At 68.6% G+C, this 22,769-nt stretch carries 25 protein-coding genes; 13 read left to right on the top strand and 12 right to left on the bottom strand.

Annotated features, from left to right (window positions below):
- Positions 1-17: 17 nt before the first annotated feature.
- From ASG07_RS02100 to ASG07_RS02070, 7 genes are all read right to left on the bottom strand, one after another.
- Positions 18-1,565, bottom strand: coding sequence for a M56 family metallopeptidase (locus ASG07_RS02100; RefSeq protein ID WP_055841489.1), 1,548 nt, complete (start codon positions 1,563-1,565; stop codon positions 18-20).
- Positions 1,562-1,930 carry a BlaI/MecI/CopY family transcriptional regulator gene (locus ASG07_RS02095; RefSeq protein ID WP_055841487.1) on the bottom strand — a complete coding sequence of 123 codons (369 nt, stop codon included), beginning with the start codon at positions 1,928-1,930 and terminating at the stop codon, positions 1,562-1,564. Before ASG07_RS02095 ends, ASG07_RS02100 begins: the two co-directional genes overlap by 4 nt.
- Positions 1,931-2,273: 343 nt before the next feature.
- Positions 2,274-2,600 carry a Grx4 family monothiol glutaredoxin gene (gene grxD / locus ASG07_RS02090; protein ID WP_055842852.1) on the bottom strand — a complete coding sequence of 109 codons (327 nt, stop codon included), beginning with the start codon at positions 2,598-2,600 and terminating at the stop codon, positions 2,274-2,276.
- Positions 2,601-2,605: 5 nt separating this feature from the next.
- Positions 2,606-2,842 (bottom strand): BolA/IbaG family iron-sulfur metabolism protein, encoded by a 237-nt coding sequence (locus tag ASG07_RS02085; protein WP_055841484.1) that lies wholly within the window; start codon positions 2,840-2,842, stop codon positions 2,606-2,608.
- A gap of 4 nt (positions 2,843-2,846) precedes the next feature.
- Positions 2,847-3,170: a DUF1476 domain-containing protein gene (locus tag ASG07_RS02080; protein WP_055841482.1), complete on the bottom strand. Its 324-nt coding sequence runs from the start codon at positions 3,168-3,170 to the stop codon at positions 2,847-2,849.
- 83 nt (positions 3,171-3,253) lie between these two features.
- Entirely contained in the window at positions 3,254-4,588 is a 1,335-nt protein-coding gene (locus tag ASG07_RS02075) for an FAD/NAD(P)-binding protein (RefSeq protein ID WP_055841479.1), read from the bottom strand.
- A complete protein-coding gene (locus ASG07_RS02070) occupies positions 4,585-5,223 on the bottom strand; it encodes a trimeric intracellular cation channel family protein (protein WP_055841476.1) in 639 nt (212 codons plus the stop codon). Before ASG07_RS02070 ends, ASG07_RS02075 begins: the two co-directional genes overlap by 4 nt.
- A 184-nt stretch (positions 5,224-5,407) precedes the next feature.
- Between ASG07_RS02070 and ASG07_RS02065 the strand changes: the two genes are divergently transcribed.
- Complete coding sequence (locus ASG07_RS02065) at positions 5,408-5,716, top strand: glycine zipper 2TM domain-containing protein (RefSeq protein WP_055841471.1); 309 nt, start codon at positions 5,408-5,410, stop codon at positions 5,714-5,716.
- Between the two features lie 166 nt (positions 5,717-5,882).
- A complete protein-coding gene (locus ASG07_RS02060; protein ID WP_055841468.1) occupies positions 5,883-6,482 on the top strand; it encodes a glycine zipper 2TM domain-containing protein in 600 nt (199 codons plus the stop codon).
- Between the two features lie 49 nt (positions 6,483-6,531).
- On the opposite strand, the gene ASG07_RS02055 is transcribed toward ASG07_RS02060, so the two are convergent.
- A complete protein-coding gene (locus ASG07_RS02055) occupies positions 6,532-6,753 on the bottom strand; it encodes a hypothetical protein (RefSeq protein ID WP_055841465.1) in 222 nt (73 codons plus the stop codon).
- Between the two features lie 125 nt (positions 6,754-6,878).
- Between ASG07_RS02055 and ASG07_RS02050 the strand changes: the two genes are divergently transcribed.
- Genes ASG07_RS02050 through ASG07_RS02040 form a run of 3 tightly spaced genes read left to right on the top strand, consistent with a single transcriptional unit; the run spans position 6,879 to position 9,131 of the window.
- Positions 6,879-7,607 carry a hypothetical protein gene (locus ASG07_RS02050; protein ID WP_236694485.1) on the top strand — a complete coding sequence of 243 codons (729 nt, stop codon included), beginning with the start codon at positions 6,879-6,881 and terminating at the stop codon, positions 7,605-7,607.
- Positions 7,608-7,650: 43 nt separating this feature from the next.
- Positions 7,651-8,031 (top strand): fluoride efflux transporter CrcB, encoded by a 381-nt coding sequence (gene crcB, locus ASG07_RS02045; RefSeq protein ID WP_055841459.1) that lies wholly within the window; start codon positions 7,651-7,653, stop codon positions 8,029-8,031.
- Positions 8,028-9,131, top strand: coding sequence for an RluA family pseudouridine synthase (locus ASG07_RS02040; protein ID WP_055841455.1), 1,104 nt, complete (start codon positions 8,028-8,030; stop codon positions 9,129-9,131). The genes crcB and ASG07_RS02040 overlap by 4 nt, the downstream gene beginning before the upstream one ends.
- A gap of 33 nt (positions 9,132-9,164) precedes the next feature.
- On the opposite strand, the gene ASG07_RS02035 is transcribed toward ASG07_RS02040, so the two are convergent.
- From ASG07_RS02035 to ASG07_RS02025, 3 genes are all read right to left on the bottom strand, one after another.
- Positions 9,165-10,727, bottom strand: coding sequence for a spinster family MFS transporter (locus ASG07_RS02035; RefSeq protein ID WP_055841452.1), 1,563 nt, complete (start codon positions 10,725-10,727; stop codon positions 9,165-9,167).
- A 74-nt stretch (positions 10,728-10,801) separates the two neighbouring features.
- A complete protein-coding gene (locus tag ASG07_RS02030) occupies positions 10,802-11,590 on the bottom strand; it encodes a hypothetical protein (protein WP_156361696.1) in 789 nt (262 codons plus the stop codon).
- A complete protein-coding gene (locus ASG07_RS02025; protein ID WP_055841445.1) occupies positions 11,563-12,801 on the bottom strand; it encodes a TIGR04063 family PEP-CTERM/XrtA system glycosyltransferase in 1,239 nt (412 codons plus the stop codon). Before ASG07_RS02025 ends, ASG07_RS02030 begins: the two co-directional genes overlap by 28 nt.
- Positions 12,802-13,031: 230 nt before the next feature.
- On the opposite strand from ASG07_RS02025, the gene ASG07_RS17415 reads away from it, so the two are divergent.
- The 3 genes from ASG07_RS17415 to ASG07_RS02015 are packed head-to-tail and all read left to right on the top strand — an operon-like array spanning position 13,032 to position 15,578.
- Entirely contained in the window at positions 13,032-13,175 is a 144-nt protein-coding gene (locus ASG07_RS17415) for a hypothetical protein (RefSeq protein WP_168377293.1), read from the top strand.
- Positions 13,168-14,508, top strand: a complete 1,341-nt coding sequence (locus ASG07_RS02020) for a putative O-glycosylation ligase, exosortase A system-associated (RefSeq protein ID WP_055841443.1) — start codon at positions 13,168-13,170, stop codon at positions 14,506-14,508. Before ASG07_RS17415 ends, ASG07_RS02020 begins: the two co-directional genes overlap by 8 nt.
- A 14-nt stretch (positions 14,509-14,522) precedes the next feature.
- A complete protein-coding gene (locus ASG07_RS02015) occupies positions 14,523-15,578 on the top strand; it encodes an acyltransferase family protein (protein WP_236694484.1) in 1,056 nt (351 codons plus the stop codon).
- Between the two features lie 82 nt (positions 15,579-15,660).
- Here ASG07_RS02015 and ASG07_RS02010 read toward each other — a convergent pair whose 3' ends face one another.
- Positions 15,661-16,224, bottom strand: coding sequence for a type 1 glutamine amidotransferase domain-containing protein (locus tag ASG07_RS02010; RefSeq protein WP_055841437.1), 564 nt, complete (start codon positions 16,222-16,224; stop codon positions 15,661-15,663).
- A gap of 112 nt (positions 16,225-16,336) precedes the next feature.
- On the opposite strand from ASG07_RS02010, the gene ASG07_RS02005 reads away from it, so the two are divergent.
- From ASG07_RS02005 to ligA, 5 genes are all read left to right on the top strand, one after another.
- Positions 16,337-17,329: a DNA topoisomerase IB gene (locus tag ASG07_RS02005; RefSeq protein ID WP_055841434.1), complete on the top strand. Its 993-nt coding sequence runs from the start codon at positions 16,337-16,339 to the stop codon at positions 17,327-17,329.
- A gap of 11 nt (positions 17,330-17,340) precedes the next feature.
- Complete coding sequence (locus ASG07_RS02000) at positions 17,341-18,504, top strand: mechanosensitive ion channel family protein (RefSeq protein ID WP_055841431.1); 1,164 nt, start codon at positions 17,341-17,343, stop codon at positions 18,502-18,504.
- Positions 18,505-18,779: 275 nt separating this feature from the next.
- On the top strand, positions 18,780-20,438 hold the full coding sequence (gene recN, locus ASG07_RS01995) for a DNA repair protein RecN (RefSeq protein WP_055841428.1): 1,659 nt from the start codon (positions 18,780-18,782) through the stop codon (positions 20,436-20,438).
- Positions 20,435-20,593, top strand: a complete 159-nt coding sequence (locus tag ASG07_RS17145) for a hypothetical protein (RefSeq protein ID WP_156361695.1) — start codon at positions 20,435-20,437, stop codon at positions 20,591-20,593. Before recN ends, ASG07_RS17145 begins: the two co-directional genes overlap by 4 nt.
- A 10-nt stretch (positions 20,594-20,603) precedes the next feature.
- Positions 20,604-22,730, top strand: coding sequence for an NAD-dependent DNA ligase LigA (ligA, locus tag ASG07_RS01990; RefSeq protein WP_055841425.1), 2,127 nt, complete (start codon positions 20,604-20,606; stop codon positions 22,728-22,730).
- Positions 22,731-22,769: the final 39 nt, after the last annotated feature.

Here is a 22,769-nt window from a genome sequence, read left to right as displayed (position 1 = left end):
CGTCCGCCCTGCGAGTGTCAGTCCTTGTCCTTGCCGATGTCGGCGATCTCGCCCTTCAGTTCGGCGATCGACTCGTCGATCCCCGCGACCGCTTCCTGCCGGCCTTCCTCCGGGATCATACCGTTGACGGCGAGCGACGCGCGGGTCGCGTACAGGCTGGCGAGTGCCGCGTTCATCGCCTTGCGCTGGATGTCCTGCTGATCGGTTTCGGACAAGGCACCGGCGCGGGCAGCCGCTGCGATGCGATCGTTGCAGATGACCGTCGCCTTGCTGCCGTTCTGGTTACGCGTGACGACGAAGGCCCGGGGCTCTCCAGATCCGCAATCGGCGGAGGAGATGTTGACGTCCGGCACGACGGCGGCGACCGGCGGCACCGGCGGTACGGGGGGGATCGTCCCCTGACGCGGCGCGACGGGCGGAACAGGCGGGATCGGCAGCGCGTGGGTCGCGGCATAATGATCCGCTTCCGCACCCTCGTACACATGTGTCTTGCCGTCCTTCACGATCACGACGCGCTTGACGTTGCCCGCCGCCGCCGGAGGCGCCGGCGGGGCCGGTGGCGTCGCGATCTTCACACCCGTCGCGGCCTCGATCGTGTTCGTCACCGCGGCGGCGGCCCGGGTGCCGGAGGCGGTGGCGACGAGGCCGGTCGCGACGAGGCCCATGACCGCGACGGCGCCGGTCATCAAACGGGTGCGCGAGACGCGCGAGTTGGTCAGCATCTTCAGTCTCCCTTTCAGATCGGCGATGGTGTGGAGGTGGCAGGCGGCGGACACCGCGCCGCCGTGCGCCGCCTTGACGATGGCGCAGGCATAGATGTGACGATCGGTGCGGCTGCGGCCGGCGAGGACGCGGGCGTCGTTCGCCAGTTCCTGATCGCAGCGAAAGGCGCGGAAGGCGCGCCACGCTACCGGATTGAACCAGTGGAGCGCGAGGACGGCGAGCGCCGCCCAGTTGGCGAACAGGTCGCCGCGGGCGTGGTGGCCCAGTTCGTGCGCCAGCGCGAGTTCGCGCTCGTCCGCGTCGTAACGGTCGGCGAAATCGCGCGGAAAGGCGACGAAGCGGCGTGCCGTTCCGAACGCCAGCGGACCACTGGCGGCGGCGCTTTCGATGACGCGGATGCCGTCGACCTCATCGACCAGCTTCGCCTCGGACAGCACCCGCGCGCAAAAGCGGCGGTGATTGACCATGTGGAAGGCGAAGAAGGCGGCGGCACCCACTACCCAGGCACCGGCCACGATCATGCCCCACGGCAATGTCGCCCAGAGCGAAGGTTCCGCCGCCGCGGCCACGACCGGCGTCGCCGCCGGCAGGGCTCGGGCGGGTACGATCAGCACCGTCACCACTTCGCTGGCGCGGGTGATCGGCATTACCGCCTGCTCGCGCCAGTCGGCGGGCAGCGGCGGCAACAGCAGGCGGAGCGCCGGCAACGCCCAGAGCGCATAGGCGACCTGAGGTCCGAAGGCGCGGCGTACCGGACCGCGCGCCAGCAGCACGGCGACCATCAGCAGCGTCGACGCGATCAGCGCCTCCATCGCCCAACCCGTGAGGTCGAAGCCGCTCATGCCTTCAACTCCTTCAGGATGGCCTCGATATCGGCGATATCGCGCTGGGTAAGTTCGTCGCGGTCGGCGAGATGCGCGACCAGCGGCGTCAGCCGGCCGCCGAACAGCCGGTCCATCAGACGGCGCGACTCGCCGGAAACATAATCCTCGCGCGCGACCATCGGCCGATAGAGATAGCGGCGGCCGTCCTCCTGATGCGCGATGACGTTCTTGGCCAGCAACCGGCCGAGCAAGGTCTTCACGGTGTTGCCGCTCCACCCCCTGGCGGGATCGACACGATCGGCGACGTCGCTGGCGGTCAGCGGCGCTTCCTCCCACAGGACTTCCATCACGGCATGTTCGGCGTCGCTGATACGTTCGGTCACGACTCGCTCCCTATCGATTACGCGTGTAGTCGCACTGATTACACGCGTAGTCAATCTCGGGAAGATACGGGCCTGCGACCTCGCGACCGGTGGACACCCATCACTGTCGGTGGAGCTTACAACCAGTAATCATCGTGAATGACGGTTAACCGCCGGACCTCGCGAAAATCTGCGGTTCCGCCGATCTGGCACGCAGAGTGCTAGGATAAGGGCAGCCGAAGCGTCAGCGCTTTCAGCAGGGTGGATCGGACGCTCGCACGTCTCGCGCCGATCCACCCGCACCCGGCTTCCCATCTTTCGTTCGTAGCCGGGCACGTCGCCCCTGGCGGATGGTCGGGAAGGATCAGTCCGTTGGCTGTTCCGCGCCGAACAGGGCCGCCAGTTCACCGCTTTCGTACATCTCCATCATGATGTCCGATCCGCCAACGAACTCACCCTTCACGTAGAGCTGCGGAATGGTGGGCCAGTCCGAATAGGCCTTGATACCCTGACGGATGCCCTGATCCTGCAGCACGTCGACGCTCTCGAACTCCGCGCCGAGATGGTTGAGGATCGCCACCGCGCGGCTGGAAAAGCCGCATTGCGGGAACAGCGGACTGCCCTTCATGAACAAAACGGCGTCGTTGTTCTTCACCACCGCGTCGATGCGGGCCTGTGCGTCGTCGGTCATCTCGGTCATCCTTGGGCAATTGCCGTCGTGAGTTGAAGCGCATGGAGTTCGCCGCCCATGCGGCCACCCAGCGCGGCGTAGACTGCGCGGGTTTGCGCCACGCGGCTCATGCCGGCGAAACTCTTCGCCACCACGCGCGCGGCATAATGGTCGCCGTCCCCCGCCAGATCGGTGATCTCCACCTCCGCATCGGGGATGGCGGCGCGGATGAGCGCGGCGATATCGTCGGCTGCCATCGGCACGGTGTTACTGCGCCTCCATCAACTGTCGCCGCGCCTCGATCGCGCGGTCGTCCAGCGCACGGCGCACAATGCCCTCGTCGGTCTCGACGCCGGCGGCGGTCAGGTCGCCCATCAACTTGCGGATCACGTCCTCGTCGCCGGCTTCCTCGAAATCGGCCTGCACCACCGCCTTGCAATAGGCGTCGGTTTCCGCAGGCGTGAGGTCCATCTGCTCCGCCGCCCAGACGCCGAGCAGACGATTACGGCGCGCGATGATGCGAAAGGCCATCTCCTCGTCGCGCGCGAACTTCGTTTCGAAAGCTCGCTGGCGGTCCTCGAAGCTGGTCATCGGCGCGGTGTCCCTTTCGTCGTGCGGTCTTGTTCTCGCTGGGAGATAGGGCGGCCGGACCGGCTGCGCAACGGAGTCGGACGCTACAGCCCCTCGCCGCCGACCCATTGCGCGTGGCTCAGCCGCCGTGCGAGGTCCCACGCCTGTCGCCGGATATCGGGCACGGCCACGACCTCCCACAAACCGCCCCGTGTCATCGGGCCGATGCAGCAGAGCGCGTCCTGCGCCCGGCCTTCGCCGTCGATCACCCGCGACTGCGCGTCGACGTCGATGCCCAACCGAAGCGGATCGGGCCGGATCGCCCCGCGCGCGGCCAGCGTCCGCAGCAGCGTGTCGTCCGTCCGCGTCAGGTCGCCCTGCGGCCCGGTGCAATTCACGATTCGCGCGGCACGAAGCGGTTCAACGTCGTCACCGTGGCGCGGCCGCCATTGGATGCAGACGCCCGCGCCCTCCGCCGTCACGCTGGCGACCTTGCCCGCCACGAAGCGCAGCCGACCGCTCTCGACCAGCATGTCGATGCGATCGGCGACCGGGGGCGCGAGGCGGTGACGATGCACGTCCCAGAACGGGCGGACGTGCCGCAGGAAGCGCTTGCGGGTGGCGGCGTCGCTCGCCGACCACAGCCGCTGCGTGATCGGGCGCATCGCATCCACCGCCGCGCGCCAGCCCTCGCGTGCCGCCCGCTCGCGCAGTTGCCGGACGATCCCCGAGAGCGGCACGCCGGGCAGGTCGGTTTCCCCGGTCGGCGGCGGCAGGCCGTCGCGGTGACGGCGCGGTTTCAGTCCGCGGCGGGACATCGCCAGGACGGTCCCGGCAAAGCCGCTCGCATCGAGCTGCAACGCCACGTCGATCGCGGTCAGGCCGGTGCCGAGCAGCACGACCACGTCCTCCGCCCCCAGCCCCTCGCCCGGCCGGGACCGCCACGGATCGTCGATATACCTGCCCGAAGGCAGCAGCGCCGGATCGACGCCGGGCGGCGTGTGCGGCGGCAGATTGCCCGTCGCGAGCACGATGCTGTCGGCCGCGACCCGGCGTCCGTCCGCCAGCGTCACGCCGCCCGCATCGACGTCGACGACATCGCCCTCGATCAGGGTCAGCCGCGCGTCGCGGACCGCATCCAGCGTCTCGCGCAGATATTCGCCGTACAGCAGGCGCGGTACGAAGGTCTGGGCGCTGCCCGCGTCCCGCGTTCCCAGCCAGCGGACGAAATGGCCGGCATCGTCGGGGAACGCGCTCATCCCGGCGGCGCGGACGTTGAGCAGGTGCGCCGGTTCCGTCGCGCTATAGGCGACGCCGCGCGCGATCCGGTCCCCGGCCCGTTCGACCAGCACCGCGTCCGGTCCGCCGAAGCGCAGCAGGTTGATCGCGAGCAGCGTACCGCTGAAGCCGCCACCGACGATCACGACGGGGTCGGTCATGCGTCACCTCCATAAGCCGGCAGCGCCAGCCGCCACCGCAACGCCGCCGCGCGCAAGGCGAACCCGGCGGTCGCCGCGATCACCGCCGCGGCCGTGATCGGCGTATCGAACTGCACCAGCGTCACGAAAAGGCCGGACGCCAGCGCGGCGGCCGTCACATACAATTCCGGCCGCATCAGGATCGACGGTTCGCCCGCCAGCACGTCGCGGATGATACCGCCGACACACGCCGTCAGAACGCCCATCACCGCCGCCGGAACCGGCGGTACGCCATATCCGATCGCCTTGGCCGCGCCGTAGACCGCATACGCCGCCAGTCCGACCGCATCGAACCACGCCAGCGCCGTGTCCGACCACCAGCGTTGCGGCGTCACCCAGATCACCACCGCCACGAACAGGCAGAGCGCCGCGACGCGCGCATCGTGCACCCAGAATACCGGCGCGTCGATCAACAGATCGCGCATCGTGCCACCGCCGACGCCGGTGATGAGCGCGAAGAAGGCGAGCGTCACGAACGTCTGCTGCCGCTTCGCCGCCGCCAGCGCGCCGGAGGCGGCGAACACCGCCAGCCCCGCCAGATCGACCCACGGCGCGATCAGCGGAATTACGGGCGCGGAGAGGACGGGCGGCAACATGCCGCCCGCCTATAAAGCATCCGCTTCGTCGGCAACGGCCGATCGCGCCATGCCTGTGGATAACGTGGATCATGGGGATAAATCGTATCTGAACGGGAACGATCCCGGACGTTGTTTTCCGTTCATGCAACCGCCCGCCGCGACAGGACGTTTCGGCTCCGTACTTTTCGAGAGGGAGTGTAATATGCGTAAGATGATGCTCGCACTGGGATGCGCCGCGATGGTGGCCCCCAGCCTGATGGTGACGGTCAGCACGGCCGACGCGCAGCGCCGCTACAAGTACCGGGAGTGGCGCGACGATCGCGGCCGCGTCCGGTGCCGCAAGCCGAACGGGACGACCGGTCTGGTCGTCGGCGGCGTTGCCGGTGCGTTGCTCGGCCGGACGATCGATACGCGCGGCGACCGCACGATCGGTACTTTGGGCGGTGCCGCCGCCGGTGCGCTGGCCGGCCGCGAGATCGATCGGGGCAGTAGCAACAAGCGCTGCCGTTAAGTCACCGACTACCGAAAGAGGGCGTCGCGAAGCAATTCGCGGCGCCCTCTTTCGTTCGGAAGAGGTGCGGGGCTGTCGGATCGATGAACGCGAGGTAGTTTTCGGTTCACGCAACTACAAAGCTGATCCGGAGGTTTGACCCACATCATCAGACGGAGAGTAGATCATGCGTATCGCGATGCTGTCGGCCATATTGGCCGCAACGACATTCACCGCCATTCCCGCCGCCGCGCAGGACAATCGCTATCAGGCCAACCGCGAGTATCGCAACGAGGTTCGCGATGCCCAGCGTGACTATCGCCGCGACCTGCGCAACGCCGACAGCCGCCGCGACGTCCGCGATGCCCGCCGCGAATATCGCGAGGACGTCCGCGACGCCCGCAAGGATCGCCGCGAGGACATCCGCGACATCCGGCAGGATCGTCGGCAGAATGCCCGCGACTGGCGCGGTTATCGCAACTATGACTACAACCGGTTCGAGCGTGGTCAGCGGACCTATTATGCCGACCGCTATTACCGCGACGGCCGCTATTACCAGCCGCGCCGGCTGGGTCGCAACGATCGCATCTATCGCGGCGGTAACGGACGCTATTACTGCCGCCGCAACGACGGGACGACCGGTCTGATCGTCGGCGGTCTGGCAGGCGGTGCACTGGGCAACATCATCGCCGGCGGCGGCTCGCGCCTGCTCGGTACGCTGATCGGCGCGGGCGGTGGCGCGCTGCTCGGCCAGTCGGTGGATCGCGGTCAGGTCGTCTGCCGCTGATCGTCCGGCTCAGGATGGAAAAGGGTCGGTTCGCCGGCCCTTTTTCGTATCAAAAAATGCCGCCACCCAGAGACAGCCGGATGGCGAAGATCACGATCAGGACGATGTTCAGGTTGCGGCCGCCGTTCGACGACGACATCGCGCCCACCGCCGCTCCGACGATCCCGATAGGGATGACCAGCCAGTTCATCCACCCCAGCAACGGGATGAACGCAACGAGGCCCAGCACCAGGGTGACGAGACCGATCAGGACGGAGACGATGTTCAGCATCCGCCAGACATGGGGCGATCGCGACGTCGGCACAAGCGTCCCTGTTCGGGACGATGGCTCAACGCCCGGCGCGTCAACCATCTTCGTTGACGTTTCGTTAACGGTCGGCGCGCATGCCGGTCCATGTGACCCGGATCATCGCCTCGCTCGCCCTGCTCGCCACGCTCGCCGGCTGTGGCAAACAACCCGCCTCGCAGCAGGACCTCGATAGCCTCGACAAGGAACTGACGCAGGGTAATGCCGCCGGCCGCGATCCCGCGCTGACCGCGTCGCTGGCGGACCAGATCATGGTCGATCCGGCGCTGACGCAGGGGTCGAACGCCAATGCCGTTCGTCCGCCGAACCGCCCCGATCCCCGCGCGGTGCCGCCTGTCGATATCGCGAAGACGGACGACGCGGTCGATCCGAAGACGCTCCGCAAGGCTCCTGCCCCTTCGGCGGACTGCCCCGAATGCCGTGCCCGGAGCGGCGCGATCACGCTCGGCGCGCTCACGCAGAAACAGGGTGGTCAAGGCGGTTGCGCCGCCCGGGTCGCCTATTCGGCCGGATGGGCGAACCGCCTGCCCGCGGCGATCCCGCTTTATCCCGACGCGCGCGTGATAGAGGCCGCGGGGGCCGATCGCAACGGCTGCTCGCTGCGCGTCGTGACCTTCGCCAGCACCGCGCCGCTCGATCGCGTGCTCGACTGGTATCATACCCGCGCAACCGGCGGCGGTTACTCGGCCGAGCACAAGGTCGACGGCACGCAGCACGTGCTGGCCGGCACGCGCGGCGATGCGGCCTACGTCGTCTATGCCCGGCCTCGCGCCGGGGGCGGCACCGAGGTCGATCTGGTGGCGAACGCCGGCACTTGAGGGCCGGTTTGCCGCCAGAGCGCGGAACGACTAGGGCGGGCACATGAACTCCCTCCTTCTCGTCATGCTTGGCGGCGCGCTCGGTTCGGGTGCGCGGCACCTGACCGGGCGCGCGACGCTGGCCGCGTTCGGTCCGGGCTTTCCCGCCGGTACATTGACCGTCAATATCGTCGGGGGCCTGGCGATGGGGCTGCTCGCGGGCGTCCTGTCGCGCACCGGCGGCAACGAACCGTGGCGACTGTTGCTCGGCGTCGGCGTACTGGGCGGTTTCACCACCTTCTCGTCCTTTTCGCTCGACGTCGTGACGATGATCGAACGCGGGCAGCCGGGCATCGCGATCGGCTATCTGCTGCTGTCGGTGATCGGGTCGATCGGCGCGCTCGTTGCCGGGCTGAGCATTGCCCGGATGGGAGCGACCGCATGACCGACACCGTCCGCCAGTTCACCGTCGGCTATGACGACGACGGCATCCGGCTCGACCGCTGGTTCAAGCGGCATCTGCCGGAGACGAGCTTCACCACCGTCGCGAAATGGGCGCGCACCGGGCAACTGCGCGTCGACGGATCGCGCGCGACGCCGGGTGATCGCATCGCTGCGGGCCAGATCCTGCGCGTCCCGCCGCCGGAACCGGAGCGCGCCCCCGATGCACCCGCCGCCCGCCCGAAGAAGGAGCGTGCGCCGCTGTCGCCGGACCAGATCGCCTTTGCGGAAGAGATGGTGATCCACCGCGATTTCCAGGCGCTGGTCCTCAACAAGCCGCCCGGCCTCGCCACGCAGGGTGGCACCAAGACCGAAGTGCATGTCGACGGCCTGCTCGACGCGTTGCAGGGCGATGCCGATGGTCGTCCCAAGCTGGTCCACCGGCTCGACAAGGATACGTCCGGCGCGCTGCTGATCGCCCGCACCAGCCGCGCGGCGGCGTTCTTCGCCAAGGCGTTCTCCGGCCGTACCGCGCGCAAGGTCTATTGGGCGCTGGTGGTCGACGTTCCCTCGATCGACGACGGCACGATCGACCTGCCGATCGGCAAGCAGCCCGGTACCGGCGGCGAAAAGATGGCGATCGACGAGGAGAATGGCAGCCCGGCGCGCACCCGCTATCGCGTGATCGAACGCGCCGGCAATCGCTGCGCGTGGGTCGAGCTGCAACCCTTCACCGGCCGCACCCACCAGTTGCGCGTGCATATGGCGGCGATCGGCCATCCGATCGTCGGCGACGGCAAATATGGCGGCCCGGCGGCCTTCCTGACCGGCGGGATCAGCCGCAAGATGCACCTCCACGCCCGCCGCATCCGCGTCGACCATCCCGATGGCGGGCGGATCGACGAGGTCGCCGCGCTGCCGACGCACTTCCGCGAATCGCTGGCCAGCCTTGGGTTCGACGAGGCGCTGGGCGACGCGCTGAAGCTGGACGAGGATAAGGGTCCGCCCCCCAAGGCGGTGCTGAAACAGCGCGCCAAGGCGCATGCCAAGTCGGTCCGCAAGGAACGTCGCGGTGAACGGCGCGGGCGGGGCACTCGGGAATAGACGACTTTCCACCCGACCGGCGGGTGCCGGCGGTCAGATCGCCTCACCCACCGCCCGCGCCCGTTCCTCGCGCGTCGCCTCTGCCCGCGGCACCAGCCGATAGGCCATGATCGCCGCCGCGATCGTGATCGGCGCGCTAAGCATCAGCGACAGCATTCCGGTGGAAAGACTGCCCGACAGGCTCGACACGCGGCCCGCGAGGTAAGGGCCGAGCGCCAGCCCGAGCAGCGTCGTGCCGATGAAGAACGTCGCCGTCGCGGTGCCGCGCATCCGGGGTAACACCAGATCCTGCGTCGTCGCCGCTGCCGCACCCAGCGCGGTCGCCGCGCAGACCTGACCGATGAACAGCATCGGATAGAGCAGCCAGGTCGAGGATGCCGTGAACGCCGTCGCCATGAACGGCAACGGCGCGACCGCGCCGAACAGGACGACGATCAGGCGGCCCGCCGGATTGGTCCGCCGCAGCCGGTCCGCGACGATGCCGCCCAGCGTCACGCCCAGAAATCCGCCCAGCGCGCCGCTCGCGCCGATGAAGAACCCCGCCTCCGCCGGCGCGGCGTGCAGCACCCGCAACGCATAGGGCGCGGCCCAGAAGCTGGCGGCATAGGCCAGGAACGCGTTCAGCCCATAGGCGATCACGGTCAGCACGAACGCCGGCGTCGCGACGATCAGCGCGAACGTCGCCGGATCGCGCCGCTTCAGCGCGCACCCCCAAGAGAACACGGCATAAACCCCGATCCCGACAGCGGTCCATTGCGGCCACGGCTCGCCCGCGCCGATCAGTCCCAGCACCGCCGCGACGGTGATGCCGGCCGCCAGCAGATTGATCGCCAGCGCCCGCGTACCGCCCATCGCCGCACCGATCAGCGTCAGCGGCGGGATGATCGTGACCAGCTCGCGCCCGAACTCGGCGAAGGGCGCCGGATGCTTCGGCGGTGGCGGCAGACCCTCCACGGCCCCGCGGATCGGCTCCTTCAGCGTGGCGATCCACAACGCAACCAGCAGACCCGGCAGACCGACCGCCATGAACGCGGCCTGCCACCCGACCAGCCCCAGCGGTCCGCCGCCCGGATACGCACGGTTCCAGTTCTGGACGATCAGCCCGCCGATGAAGAGCGACACGCCGCCACCCACGTACAGCCCCGCCGAATAGATCGACAGCGCCGTCGCGCGCAGCCGTTTCGGAAACCAGTCGGAAATCAACGAATAGGCGGACGGACTGGCGGTCGCCTCGCCGATGCCGACGCCGATTCGCGCCGCCGCCAGATGCCCGCCGCTGCGCGACAGGCCGGACAGCGCGGTCATCGTCGACCAGAGCGCGAGACCGATCACCATCAGCCGCCCGCGATGCCAATTGTCCGCCAGCCGCCCCAGCGGGATGCCGAACAGCGAATAGAACACACCGAAGGCAGTACCGTAGAGGAAGCCGAGATCCTCGTCCGCGAGGTGCAGGTCGCGCTTGATGTCCTCCGCGAGAATCGAGATGATCTGGCGGTCGACGAAATTGAGGACGTAGACGAGGAACAGGATTCCGAGCACGTACCAGGCATAGCCGGACGCCTGCGCCTCACCCCGATCGGGAACCGTGTCGGCCATGATCCTCTCCTTATCGGAAAGGAGGTATCAGAGGTTTCTAGGGTCGCCTATCGTTTTTCGGCGAATGGGTATGCTCAACGTCGGGCCAGTTGCGCGCGCCTGCCGACACCCTGTTCCAGCCGCGCGATCAGGCTGTCCAGCGTCGAGGCGCGTTCGCCGAAGCCGCTCGTCGGCGCGACGGTGATTTCCGGCATCGGCAGGACAAAGGTTTCGATCCGCTCCTCCTCCGCCGCCGGTTCGCCTGCGGACCGCGCGATCGACGCGACGGGCCTGACCGGCTCCAGCGGCTCGTCGAGGATCGCGCCGGGATGAAACGCCGCCAGCGGCTGTTCCAGATCGGCGGGGATCGGCTGCTCGACGGGCGGCGGAGGCGGCGGAGCGATCCGCGGCGTCGATGGCGGAGTCGGGGGCGGAGCCGCTGGCGGAGTAGGCGGCGACGGCGGCGTTCCCAATTCATCGGCCGACAGCGGTCGCCGGGTCGGTGCATCGGGATGCGTATCGGCGCGGCGGGCGACCGGCACATCCCTCGTGCCGCCGAATCGCACCGGCGTCGGCGCGAGGAAGCCGCCCGGCCCCCAGATCAGGTACAGTGACGACCAGCTCACCGCGCCCGCCAGCGCCGTTCCACCCAGCAGGATCAGCGCGCGAGCCGTCAGGCCCAGCGGCGGTTTCGCCAGCGGCAGCAACTGCGCCAGCCCGCTCGCGTCCACCGCCGCCTCGAGGCGCCAGTCGGGCAGGATCAGGAAGAAGATCGCGGTCAGCACCGCCGTCGCACCGGCCCCGATCGTCGGGATCATGCCGGTCGAAAGGCGGCCGGTCGAAAGGCGGCGGCCGGTCAAATCGGGGCGGGGTAAGCGGACCATCGGGACTTCCTGTTCGCGGCTTCGACCAGCCGCTGGTAAATAGCGTCGTAACGGCAAATATTTGACGACCAGTTACGCTCTTGGGCGACGAAGGCGCGGCCCCGCGCGCGCCGCGCCTCCCACCCCGACCGATCCGCGAGCAGCCCCGCCAGCGCCGCCGCGATCGCCGCCGGATCGTCCGCGGCGAACAGCGTGCCCGTGTCGCCGTCGCGAATCAGTTCGCGGTGGCCGCCGACATCCGACGCCGCGACCAACCGCCCCTGCGCCATCGCCTCCAGCGGTTTCAGGGGTGTGACGAGCTCGGTCAGCCGCATGGCCTTGCGCGGATAGGCCAGCACATCGACCAGCGAATAATAGCGCTCCACCTCCGCATGGGGCACGCGGCCGACAAAGCGGATGCGGTCCGCCACCGGGGACGCCGCCGCCTGCGCGCGCAAGGCGTCGCCGGCGGGGCCCCCGCCGACCAGCAGCAGCGTCGCATCCGGGCGGGCGGCGACCAGCGCCGGCATCGCCGCGATCAGATCGTCCAGCCCCTCATAGGGATAGAAGCTGCCGATGAAGCCGATCACCTCCGCCCCGTCCAGCCCCAGCGCCGTGGCCAGCGCGTCGTCGCGCGGCGCAGGCGATCCGAACAGGGTCAGGTCGACGCCGTTGGGGGACACCATGATCTTGTCCGCTGCCACGCCGCGGGCGATCAGGTCGCCGCGCAGCCCGTCGCAGATCACCGCCACCGCGTTGGCGCGATCGACTACGAACCGCTCCAGCGCCCGCGTCGCGCGATATTTCAGCGATCCTTCGGTTCCCGTGTCGTTACCGACCGCCGCATCCTCCCAGAAGGCACGGATTTCGTAGACGAACGGCAAGCCGTGCCGCCGCGCGACCCGCCATGCGGCCAGCCCGTCGAGCGCGGGCGAATGCGCGTGCAGGATATCGGGCCGGAACTCCGCCACCGCCGCTGCGATGCTCTTCGAAAAGCCGGCGACGCCCGCCAGTTCACCGATCAGGCCAGTCGGCATCCCCGTGCTGGGCGTACGGTGAAACGTCAGGCCATCGATCCGTTCGACCACGCCGCCGGATTCGCCCTGTCGCGGCCCCGTCACCGCCGCCACGACATGCCCCGCCGCCGCCTGCGCCGTCAGGATCGCCCGCGTTCGAAACGTGTATCCGCTCTGGAGCGGCAGCCCGTGGTCGAGGATGTGGAGAATACGCATCGCCGTCGCGTGGCACGGCTGCGCTTAAAGTTGCGCTAATCGAAGCACCCTCGCGCTCCCAACGGTAGAGGGTTGCGAAGGGAAGGATGCCGCACCGGCCACGCGCTTAACCCGCCTTCAACTCCCGCGCTCCTAAACGCGTCGAGAGGGCACGCCGCCCTCTCCCGTCCGCCGCTACGCGGCTCCCTTTCTTCCCAGCGGCAGAGGGATCAGACACAGGAGCGCGAACGATGATCGACAATTTCGCGCTCGGCGTCACGCACGGTCTGCTGATGCTGGCGGCGTGGCTGCTGCTGAAGCGGCCCGATCTCGACCGCGAACCCCGCAGCGGCGATCAGCCCGCACCGAAGCCCGGACGCCGCCCGCGTGCGTGATCTCGCGTTCATCGCCTTCCTTGCGGCATTCATGGGCATGGGGCTGCGGCGGCCGTTCCTGCTCGTGCTCGTCTATGTCTATATCGACATCGTCGCACCGCAGCGGCTGACCTATTACCTGTTGAACGCGATCCCGATCTCGCTCGTGTCGGTCGTGCTGGCGGTGGGCGCGTTCGCGCTGGCGGACGACAAGCGCGACAGCCGCTTCGCGCCGCGACAGGGCATGATCGTGCTGCTGCTGGTCTATTGCTGGCTGACGACGATGGCCGCCGATTTTCCGGTCGAGGCGCAAGACAAATGGGGCTGGGTCTGGAAGGCGCTGGCCTTCGCCGCCTTCCTTCCCTCGACGCTGCGGACGCGCTTGCGGATCGAGGCGCTGCTGCTGTTCATGGTCGTATCCGCCGCGTCGATCATCATCGTCGGCGGCGTGAAGACGCTCGTCTCCGGTGGCGGTTACGGTCAGTTGAACCTGATGGTCGACAACAATAGCGGCCTGTACGAGGGATCGACCATCTCGACGGTCGCGGTCGCAATCGTGCCGGTGATCTTCTGGCTGATGAAATACGGCACGATCTTCCGGCCGGACCGGCGCGTGAAGATTTTCGGCCTCGCGCTGGTGTTCGCGTGCCTGCTGATCCCGGTCGGCACCTCGACGCGCACCGGTTTGCTCTGCATCGCGCTCGTCGCGGCACTGTCGCTGCGTACGGTCAAGCGCAAGGCGACCTATCTGGCGGCGATCGGCGTGCTCGGCCTCGTCGCCGTGCCGTTCCTGCCGTCCGCCTTCACCGAACGGATGGGCACGATCCAGAATCATCAGGCGGACGCATCGGCCAGCACGCGGCTCGCGGTGTGGGCATGGACGTGGGAGTTCGCGAAGACGCATCCGTTCGGCGGCGGGTTCGAGGCGTATCGCCAGAACCGCATCCGGCTCGAACTGGTCAGCACGTCCGGCGGCAATTCGACCGAAACGGAACAGACCGATCAGGGGCGGGCATGGCACAGCGCCTATTTCGAAATGCTGGGCGAGCAGGGCTATCCCGGCCTAGCGCTGTGGCTGACGATCAATCTGGCGGGACTGTTCCGGATGGAGGTTCTGCGCCGGCGCTATCGGACGGGTGACGAGGCGTGGGCAGGGTCGCTCGCCGCCGCGCTTCAGACCGGACATATGGTGTACCTGCTCGGCGCGGGGTTCATCGCCATCGCGTTCCAGCCGTTCGTGTACATGCTGATCGGCGCGCAGGTCGGCCTCGACACCTATACCGCGCGTCGCCGGGCGGAGGCGACGGGCCGCCGTCTGCGCCCTGCCCGCGCCGCGCCGCCGCTGCCGGCATGACGGAAATCCGCGCGTTGACCGGCGCCCGCGGGCTCGCGGCGTGGCTGGTCGTCCTGTTCCACATCCGCGGCTCGATAGCGGGATTGCCGGCGGGCGTGATGCGCGTGCTCGACAAGGGGTATCTCGCGGTCGATTTCTTTTTCCTGCTGTCGGGCTTCGTCATCTGGCTGGCTTGGCACGAGCGGCTGCGCGACCGGCGCGCGATCCCGGCGTTTCTGCTGAAGCGGGTGCTGCGGGTCTGGCCGCTGCACCTCGCGATGCTCGCCGCCGCCGTCGCGATGGTCGCGGCACAGGGTGCGCTTGGGCACCCGGCGGGGTCCGACTTCCCGTGGCGCGACCTGCCGTTGCACCTGTTGCTCATGCAGGATTGGGGACTGGTCCCGCCGACGACATGGAACGTGCCGGCGTGGTCGATCAGCGCCGAGACGATGGCGTATCTGCTGTTCCCGCTGCTCGTGCTGGCCGTCGACTGGCGGCGGTGCGCCACGCCTGTGGTGCTCGTCGGGGTCATCGCACCGCTGGCGATACTCGCGTGGGCGATGCGCGGCGAAATGATCCTCGGGCAGGATATCGCGCGCTTCGGTGTCCTGCGCTGCGTGACGGAGTTCGCCGCCGGCACCGCCGTCGCGGCGCTCTGGTTGCGATGGCGCGGCGACGTGTCGGCGTGGTGGCCGGCGGCGGGGGCCACGACCGGCTTGCTTGCGCTCGCGGTCGGAGCACCGGAAGTGGTCGTCGTTCCGGCGGTTTTCGCCGCGCTGCTGCTGGCACTGGCGCTGGGGGCCGGATCGGTCGGGCACCCGCTGGAGGGGCGGACTGTGCACTGGCTCGGCACGATCAGCTACGCGACCTACCTGTCGCATTACGTACTGTGGCACGCGTTCAAGCTGGTTGCCGTCCGCGATGTTTCCGACGTGCCACCGCCGGCGATCGGGGTGTATCTGGGGCTGGTCCTCGCCGCGTCGGCGTTCCTGTACACCTGTGTCGAGCTTCCGGCGCAGCGCTGGCGCGGATTGCGCGGTTGGCCTCCAAGATCCTTCACGGCACGGGGCGGTGGCGCGCCGCAGGCGTGACGGAAGGGCAACCACAAGCCGTCCGGCCCGTGGCTGCCCCTCCGGCGCATTTGCCTGAAGAGGGAAGGATCAGGGGCAATCTTTAGTCCGCCGGCTCATCGGCCAGCTCCTCCACCAGCGCGGCGATGATCGCCTTGTTGAACGCCGGCAGGTCATCCGGCTTGCGGCTGGTGATGAGGTTGCCGTCGACCACGACCTCCTCGTCCACCACATCGCCACCGGCATTCTCCAGATCGGTGCGGATCGACGGATAGCTGGTCAGCCGCCGGCCATCGATCACGTCCGCCTCCGCCAGCAACCACGGGCCGTGACAGATCGCGGCAACGATCTTGTCGTCCTCCATGAATTCCGCGACGATCTCGACCGCGCGATCCTCCTGCCGCAGCTTGTCCGGGTTACAGGTCCCGCCCGGCAGCACCAGCGCGTCGTAATCGTCGGTGTCGACGTCATCCAGCGTCAGGTCGGGCGCCGCCATCTCCGCCTTGTTCAGATCCTGCTCCATGCCCTGGATCGGGTCCGTCCTGATCGACGCCAGCGTCACCGTGGCACCGGCCGCCTCAAGCGCCTTTTTCGGCTCGAACAACTCCACCGTCTCGAAACCGTCGGCGGCGAGCATCAGCACGCGCGCCCTGGAAAGATCTGCCATCGGATGAACTCCTGTCGGGGTGGGAGCCGCCTCAACCCCCGCCTCCCGGCCTCGTTCCGGAACGAAGCGACGAGCCCGTGCATTGCCCGGACGAGAAGCGACCGGAGCATTGATGGCGACCCGTATAGTGTATTCCGACGATTCAAAGCCCGGCATTACCCGCCGAAAGGTGCGGAACGGCTGGGCCTATTTCGATGCGTCGGGCGACCGCATCACCGATCGTGAGGAGATCGATCGGCTCAACGCGATCGGCTTGCCCCCGGCGTACCGGGATGCCTGGTTCAACCCCAGGGCAAACGGTCATATCCAGGCGGTCGGCTGGGATGAAAAGGGGCGCAAGCAATACCGCTATCACACCGGCTTTCGCGAAGCGCAGGAAGCTGCAAAATACGAGAAGTGCGCCGATTTCGGCCATTGCCTTCCCGCTATCCGCAAGAAGGTGGAAGCGGACCTGAAAAAGCGCTCGCTATCGCGCGAACGTGCGGTGGCGGCGGTCGTCCGGCTGCTCGATGTCGGCCATCTGCGCGTCGGCAACGAGGCCTATGCCGCCTCGAACGAGAGTTTCGGCGCGACCACGCTGCGCAAGCGGCATGGCGAGGTGAAGGGCCAGACGCTCCGCCTTCGGTTCAAGGGCAAGTCGGGCAAGGAGCGCGACATGAAGGTCGCCGACCGCGCGCTCGCGTCGGCAGTCAAGAAGATGCAGGATCTCGACGAGCAGCATCTCTTCGCCTGGCTCGACGACAAGGGCGAGGCGCATCCGGTGACCTCATCCGACGTCAACGACTATATCCGCGACGCGACCGGCCACGATTTCACCGCCAAGCATTTCCGCACCTGGTGCGCCAGCGTCTGCGCATTCGAAGCGCTGGCCTCAGCCGAACGCGACCTGAGCCTCAAGTCCCTGCTGGAGCCCGTCGTCGAGAAGCTGGGCAACACGCCCGCCATCGCACGCAAGAGCTACGTCCACCCGTCGCTGATCGATCTCGTCAAAAAGGGTCAGTCGGCGTTTCGCAAGGCCACGCGCCTTCCCCGTGCCAAACGCTATCTGACGCGCGAGGAGCGCGGCCTGATCGCGTTCCTCGAAGCCGGCACGCCCGCCACCTGAGTATTTTCACGATGTCCCAATCTCCCGCCGCCAACGCGCAGGAACCGCTGTTCGACGCCTCCGACCTTGCCGATCAGACCAGCGGACTGTTCACCGTCAGCAGTGATTGGCTGCAGCACCATTGGCTCCAGATCCTGATCGCGTTCGGCATCGGCGCGGTCATCGTAATCGGCCTGCACGCCGCGCGTCGTCTCGCGGGCAGGTTCGCAGTCCGCGATCCGGAGGGCCGTGCCGGGTGGGGTTCGATCATCGGCCGGGCGCTGGTGAGGACGAGCAACTTCTTCATCATCATGCTCGCCGCGAAACTGGTCACCGGCTATTCCGGCGCACCGTCGCAGGTGTCGAGCACGATCAACTTCCTATGGACGATCGCCTCCGTCTTCCAGGCGGCGGCTTGGGTACGGGAGATCGCGCTAGGCGCGATCGAGCATCGTACCCAGTCGGCGCATTATTCCGGCGAAGCGCTGCTGTCGGCGATGGGCCTGATCCGCGTCCTCATCACCTTCGCGCTGTTCGCGATCGCGCTCGTCGTGGTGCTCGACAATCTGGGCGTCAACGTCACCGGCCTCGTTGCGGGTCTCGGTGTCGGCGGTATCGCCATCGGTCTGGCGGCGCAGGGTATCTTCGGCGACCTGTTCGCGGCGCTGGCGATCATCTTCGACCGCCCGTTCCGGCGGGGCGACAAGGTCCAGTACGACCAGACCGTGGGCGTGATCGAGTCGATCGGCCTAAAATCGACCCGCATCCGCTCGTTCGGGGGCGAGATGCGCGTCATCAGCAACCGGCAATTGCTCGACAAGGAAATCCAGAACATCTCCAACCGCGATCATGTCCGCGTCACGCTGACGATCGGCGTCGCGTACGAGACGCCGCCGGAGACGCTGGAGGCGCTGCCCGACCTGCTGAAGGCGATTTTCGAGGAAGCCGGCGGCAAAGTCGCGCGTGCCGGCTTCGAAAGCTTCGGCGCATCCAGCCTCGACTTCATCGTCCAGTTCGACGTCCCCGGTGACGACTGGCCGACCGCGCATGCCACGCGCAACAAGGCGCTGGTGCTGCTGATGCGCCGCTTCGCCGAGCAAGGCATCGTCATCCCCTACCCGACCCAGACCACCTACACCGCCGCGCCCGACGGGACGCTGGTCATGCCCTATGCCGTGCCGAAGGCCGAGCGTTAGGGCAGCCTGATTTCATGTCATGCCGTGGTCGTTCCCGCATGGCGGAGAGTGGGATATGCAATCGATCCCGCGCAGTGTTGCGGGGAGCGGAGAGGATCCGCCGCGGCGTAGCGAGCTCGTTTCGATCCTGCACGATCGTCACCTTCGCCGGCCAGCAAGCCCCACCCTTATCTGCGCCTCTGCATGAAGCAAACCTCTTCGCGTATCCCCGGAGCGCGCCCACCGGAACATAAGCGGTTCAATTCCCCGCCAAGCCGCACTAAACAGCACCGCAGATGCTGACCGCCCTTTCCATCCGCGACGTCGTGCTGATCGAGGCGCTGGACCTCGATTTCGGGCCGGGGCTCGGCGTCCTGACCGGCGAGACCGGCGCCGGCAAGTCGATCCTGCTCGATGCGCTCGGCCTTGCGCTCGGGGGTCGCGGCGATAGCGGTCTGGTGCGGCACGGTGCGGCGCAGGCGGTGGTGACCGCCAGTTTCGAGCCGCCCGCCTCCGACATTGCCGCGCTGCTCGACGACAATGGTGTCGAGGTGGAGCCGGGCGAGCCGCTGCTGATCCGCCGCATCGTCAAGGCGGACGGCGGCAGTCGCGCCTTCGTCAACAACCAGCCCGCCTCCGCGACCCTGCTGCGCGAGATCGCGCCGCGGCTGGTCGAGATCCACGGACAGCACGACGACCGCGGCCTGCTCAATCCGCGCGGCCACCGTGCCTTGCTCGATGCGTTCGGCCGCGTCGATACGGGCGATGCGACCCGCGCATGGTCCGCGTACCGGGAGGCGGAGGCGGCGCTGACGGCCGCCCGTGCCGAGATCGAGACGGCAGCGCGCGACCGCGAGTGGCTGGAACATGCGGTCGGCGAGCTTCGGACGCTCGCCCCCGAACCCGGTGAGGAGGAAGCGCTGGCCGACAAGCGCCGGTCGATGCAGCGCGCGGAGAAGGTGGCGGACGACCTCGCCGCGATCGACGCGCATCTGGAGGGGTCGGACGGCGGCCTCGCCAAGCTGCGTCAGGCCGCCCGCGTGCTGGAGCGGGTCGCCGCCGATCACCCTGCGCTCGCCGACGCGCTGGCCGCGGTCGATCGCGCGGTGACCGAAGCGGACGCCGCCGAGGACAGCCTGCGCGAGGCGCGCACGGCGCTGTCCTACGATCCCCGCGCGCTGGAGGACGACGAGACGCGCCTGTTCGAACTGCGCGCGATGGCGCGCAAGCACCGCGTCCAGCCCGACGATCTCGCCGCGCTGGCCGACGACCTCGCCGCCCGGCTGGAGCGGCTGGAGGCGGGCGAAGGTGGGATCGCCACGTTGCAAGCCGCCGTGACGAAGGCCCACGCTGCCTATGATGCCGCCGCCGCGATCCTGTCCGGCCAGCGTCGTGCCGCCGCCACCCGGCTCGACGTGGCGGTCGCGAACGAACTCGCGCCGCTCAAGCTGGACGCCGCGCGCTTCAGGACCGTCGTCGCGGAAGTCCCGGCGGAGGGCTGGTCCGCCGCCGGCCGCGACCGCGTGGAGTTCGAGATTTCGACCAACCCCGGCGCGCCCTTCGCGCCGCTGACCAAGATCGCATCGGGTGGCGAGCTGTCGCGCTTCATCCTCGCGCTGAAGGTCGCGTTGGCCGAAACGGGTGGCGCGGCGACGATGGTGTTCGACGAGATCGATCGCGGCGTCGGTGGCGCGGTCGCCTCCGCGATCGGCGAGCGGCTGGCGCGGCTGGCGGAGAGTACGCAGTTGCTGGTCGTCACGCACAGTCCGCAGGTGGCGGCGCGGGGCGCGGCGCATCTGCTGATCGCCAAATCGTCCGACGGGACCGTCACCCGCACCGGCGTCCGCCATCTGGACGAGGACGAGCGGCGCGAGGAGATCGCGCGCATGCTGTCCGGCGCGACGATCACCGACGAGGCGCGCGCGCAGGCCGACCGCCTGCTGGAAACCGCATGACCCAGGCACAGCGCCGCGAGGGCCGGGCCTTACTGGCGATGCTGCTGATCGGTGCGCTGCTGACGATCGGATCGGGGCTGGCCGCGATCGGCTTCGTCGTGACGATGCTGCTCCGGGTGCTCGTCCTGCTCGCGTGGCCGGGCTGGCTGCTTTAGGCGGACGCGCATGGACCCGTTGCCTGATTCGCCAGAGGCCGCCACCGTCGAACTCGCCGCCCTCGCTGAGGAGATCGGCCGTCATTCGTCGCTCTATCACACCGACGATGCGCCCGAGATCAGCGACGCCGAATATGACGCACTCGTCCGCCGCAACATCGCGATCGAGGCCACGTTCCCGGATCTGATCCGCGCCGACAGCCCCTCGAAGCAGGTCGGCGCCGCTCCCGCCGCCCACCTCGCCAAGGTCGCCCATGCGCGGCCGATGACCAGCCTAGACAACGCCTTCGCCGACGAGGAGGTCGAGGAGTTCGTCGCGCGCGTCCGCCGCTTCCTGAAGCTGCCCGACGACGAGCCGGTCGCGCTGACCGCCGAGCCCAAGATCGACGGCCTGTCCTGCTCGCTGCGCTACGAAGGCGGCGCGCTGGTGCAGGCGCTGACCCGCGGCGACGGTGCGGTCGGCGAGGACGTGACTGCCAACGTCCTGACGATCGCCGACATTTCCCGCCGCCTTCCCGCCGACGCCCCCGCGATCTTCGAGGTCCGCGGCGAAGTCTATATGGACAAGGCCGCCTTCGCCGCGCTCAACGCCCGCCTGCTGACCGAGGCGGAAACGACCGGCAAGGAGGCGCGCCAGTTCGCCAACCCGCGCAACGCCGCCGCCGGATCTCTGCGCCAGAAGGACGCCGCCGTTACCGCCAGCCGCCCGCTGCGCTTCTTCGCGCATGGCTGGGGCGAGGCGAGCGCGGTGCCGGGCGAGACGCAGCACGCATTGGTCGAGACGCTGCGCCGCTGGGGCTTCCCGATCGCCGACGGCTTCGCACTGGCGGAAGACATCGCCGCTGCCCTTGCCGTGTACCGCGCGATCGAGACGGCGCGCGCCGACCTGCCGTTCGACATCGACGGCGTCGTCTACAAGGTCGATCGCCTCGACTGGCAGGCGCGGCTCGGCATCGTCGGGCGCACGCCCCGCTGGGGCCTCGCGCACAAATTTCCCGCCGAACGCGCGCAGACCACGCTGGAGCGGATCGACATCCAGGTCGGCCGCACCGGCGCGCTGACCCCCGTCGCGCGGCTCGAACCCGTCACCGTCGGTGGCGTTGTCGTGACGAACGCCACGCTCCATAACGCGGACGAGATCGCGCGGCTGGGCGTGCGCGAGGGCGACCGCGTCGTCCTGCAGCGCGCAGGCGACGTGATCCCCCAGATCGTCGAGAACCTGACCGCCGACGTCGACCGCGCACCCTATGTCTTCCCCACCACCTGCCCCGCCTGCGGCTCCGCCGCCGATCGCGAGGAGGGCGAGGTCGTCTATCGCTGCACCGGCGGCCTGATCTGTCCGGCGCAACGCGTCGAGCGGCTGAGCCATTTCGTCTCCCGCCACGCCTTCGACATCACGGGCCTTGGCCAAACCCTGATCGAGGCGTTCTTCGCGGACGGGCTGATCCAGTCGCCCGCCGACATCTTCAAGCTGACCGAGGAGCAACTCGCCGCCCGCAAGAAGGACGGCCGGCTCTGGTCGCGCAAGCTGATCGAGGCGATCGACGCCAGGCGCAGCGTTCCACTGGACCGCTTCCTGTTCGCGCTCGGCATCCGCCATATCGGGGAGGTCACCGCACGCGACCTCGCCCGTCGCTACCGCACCGCCGCGGCGCTCGGCGCGATGCTCCGCTCCGCCGTGGCGCTGCGCCACGCGACGCAGCCGCAGATCGGCGAGCCGGAACGCAAGTTCGTCCTGCGCCGCGACCGCCTGCTCGTCGCGCACATCGACACCGCCGGCATCGGCCCCGAAGTCGCGCACGCGCTGACCGGTTTCTGCGCGGAGGCGCACAACCGTGCCGTCGTGTTCGATCTGTTGCGTCAGGTCGCCCCCGCAGAGGTCGTCCATGAAACCCGCTCTTCCGAAGTGTCCGGCCTGACGGTGGTCTTCACCGGCACGCTGGAGACGATGAGCCGCGACGAAGCCAAGGCGCAGGCCGAATCGCTCGGCGCGCATGTCGCGGGCTCCGTATCGAAGAAAACCGACATCGTGGTCGCCGGACCCGGCGCGGGATCGAAGCTGAAAAAGGCCGTCGATCTGGGTATCCGCACCCTGACCGAAGCGGAGTGGGCGACAATCGTTTCCGCTACGGCCTGAGCCGCTGCACGGGTCAGCAGCGTTGCCGTTTTGCAACGC

The organism is Sphingomonas sp. Leaf343 (assembly GCF_001423765.1).
In the GTDB taxonomy this organism is placed as follows: domain Bacteria; phylum Pseudomonadota; class Alphaproteobacteria; order Sphingomonadales; family Sphingomonadaceae; genus Sphingomonas.
This window is presented reverse-complemented; position numbering and strand designations above follow the sequence as displayed.

What these genes read in the sequence shown, in the direction of transcription:
- recN (WP_055841428.1), top strand. Translation starts at nt 18,780, where the DNA reads ATGCTGACCGCCCTTTCCATCCGCGACGTCGTGCTGATCGAGGCGCTG.
- ASG07_RS02060 (WP_055841468.1), top strand. Translation starts at nt 5,883, where the DNA reads ATGCGTATCGCGATGCTGTCGGCCATATTGGCCGCAACGACATTCACC.
- ligA (WP_055841425.1), top strand. Translation starts at nt 20,604, where the DNA reads ATGGACCCGTTGCCTGATTCGCCAGAGGCCGCCACCGTCGAACTCGCC.
- crcB (WP_055841459.1), top strand. Translation starts at nt 7,651, where the DNA reads ATGAACTCCCTCCTTCTCGTCATGCTTGGCGGCGCGCTCGGTTCGGGT.
- ASG07_RS02010 (WP_055841437.1), bottom strand. Translation starts at nt 16,224, where the DNA reads ATGGCAGATCTTTCCAGGGCGCGCGTGCTGATGCTCGCCGCCGACGGT.
- ASG07_RS02100 (WP_055841489.1), bottom strand. Translation starts at nt 1,565, where the DNA reads ATGAGCGGCTTCGACCTCACGGGTTGGGCGATGGAGGCGCTGATCGCG.
- ASG07_RS02075 (WP_055841479.1), bottom strand. Translation starts at nt 4,588, where the DNA reads ATGACCGACCCCGTCGTGATCGTCGGTGGCGGCTTCAGCGGTACGCTG.
- ASG07_RS02055 (WP_055841465.1), bottom strand. Translation starts at nt 6,753, where the DNA reads ATGCTGAACATCGTCTCCGTCCTGATCGGTCTCGTCACCCTGGTGCTG.
- ASG07_RS02025 (WP_055841445.1), bottom strand. Translation starts at nt 12,801, where the DNA reads ATGCGTATTCTCCACATCCTCGACCACGGGCTGCCGCTCCAGAGCGGA.
- ASG07_RS02065 (WP_055841471.1), top strand. Translation starts at nt 5,408, where the DNA reads ATGCGTAAGATGATGCTCGCACTGGGATGCGCCGCGATGGTGGCCCCC.
- ASG07_RS02000 (WP_055841431.1), top strand. Translation starts at nt 17,341, where the DNA reads ATGTCCCAATCTCCCGCCGCCAACGCGCAGGAACCGCTGTTCGACGCC.
- ASG07_RS02035 (WP_055841452.1), bottom strand. Translation starts at nt 10,727, where the DNA reads ATGGCCGACACGGTTCCCGATCGGGGTGAGGCGCAGGCGTCCGGCTAT.
- ASG07_RS02030 (WP_156361696.1), bottom strand. Translation starts at nt 11,590, where the DNA reads ATGGTCCGCTTACCCCGCCCCGATTTGACCGGCCGCCGCCTTTCGACC.
- ASG07_RS17415 (WP_168377293.1), top strand. Translation starts at nt 13,032, where the DNA reads ATGATCGACAATTTCGCGCTCGGCGTCACGCACGGTCTGCTGATGCTG.
- ASG07_RS02070 (WP_055841476.1), bottom strand. Translation starts at nt 5,223, where the DNA reads ATGTTGCCGCCCGTCCTCTCCGCGCCCGTAATTCCGCTGATCGCGCCG.
- grxD (WP_055842852.1), bottom strand. Translation starts at nt 2,600, where the DNA reads ATGACCGACGACGCACAGGCCCGCATCGACGCGGTGGTGAAGAACAAC.
- ASG07_RS02005 (WP_055841434.1), top strand. Translation starts at nt 16,337, where the DNA reads ATGGCGACCCGTATAGTGTATTCCGACGATTCAAAGCCCGGCATTACC.
- ASG07_RS02080 (WP_055841482.1), bottom strand. Translation starts at nt 3,170, where the DNA reads ATGACCAGCTTCGAGGACCGCCAGCGAGCTTTCGAAACGAAGTTCGCG.
- ASG07_RS17145 (WP_156361695.1), top strand. Translation starts at nt 20,435, where the DNA reads ATGACCCAGGCACAGCGCCGCGAGGGCCGGGCCTTACTGGCGATGCTG.
- ASG07_RS02040 (WP_055841455.1), top strand. Translation starts at nt 8,028, where the DNA reads ATGACCGACACCGTCCGCCAGTTCACCGTCGGCTATGACGACGACGGC.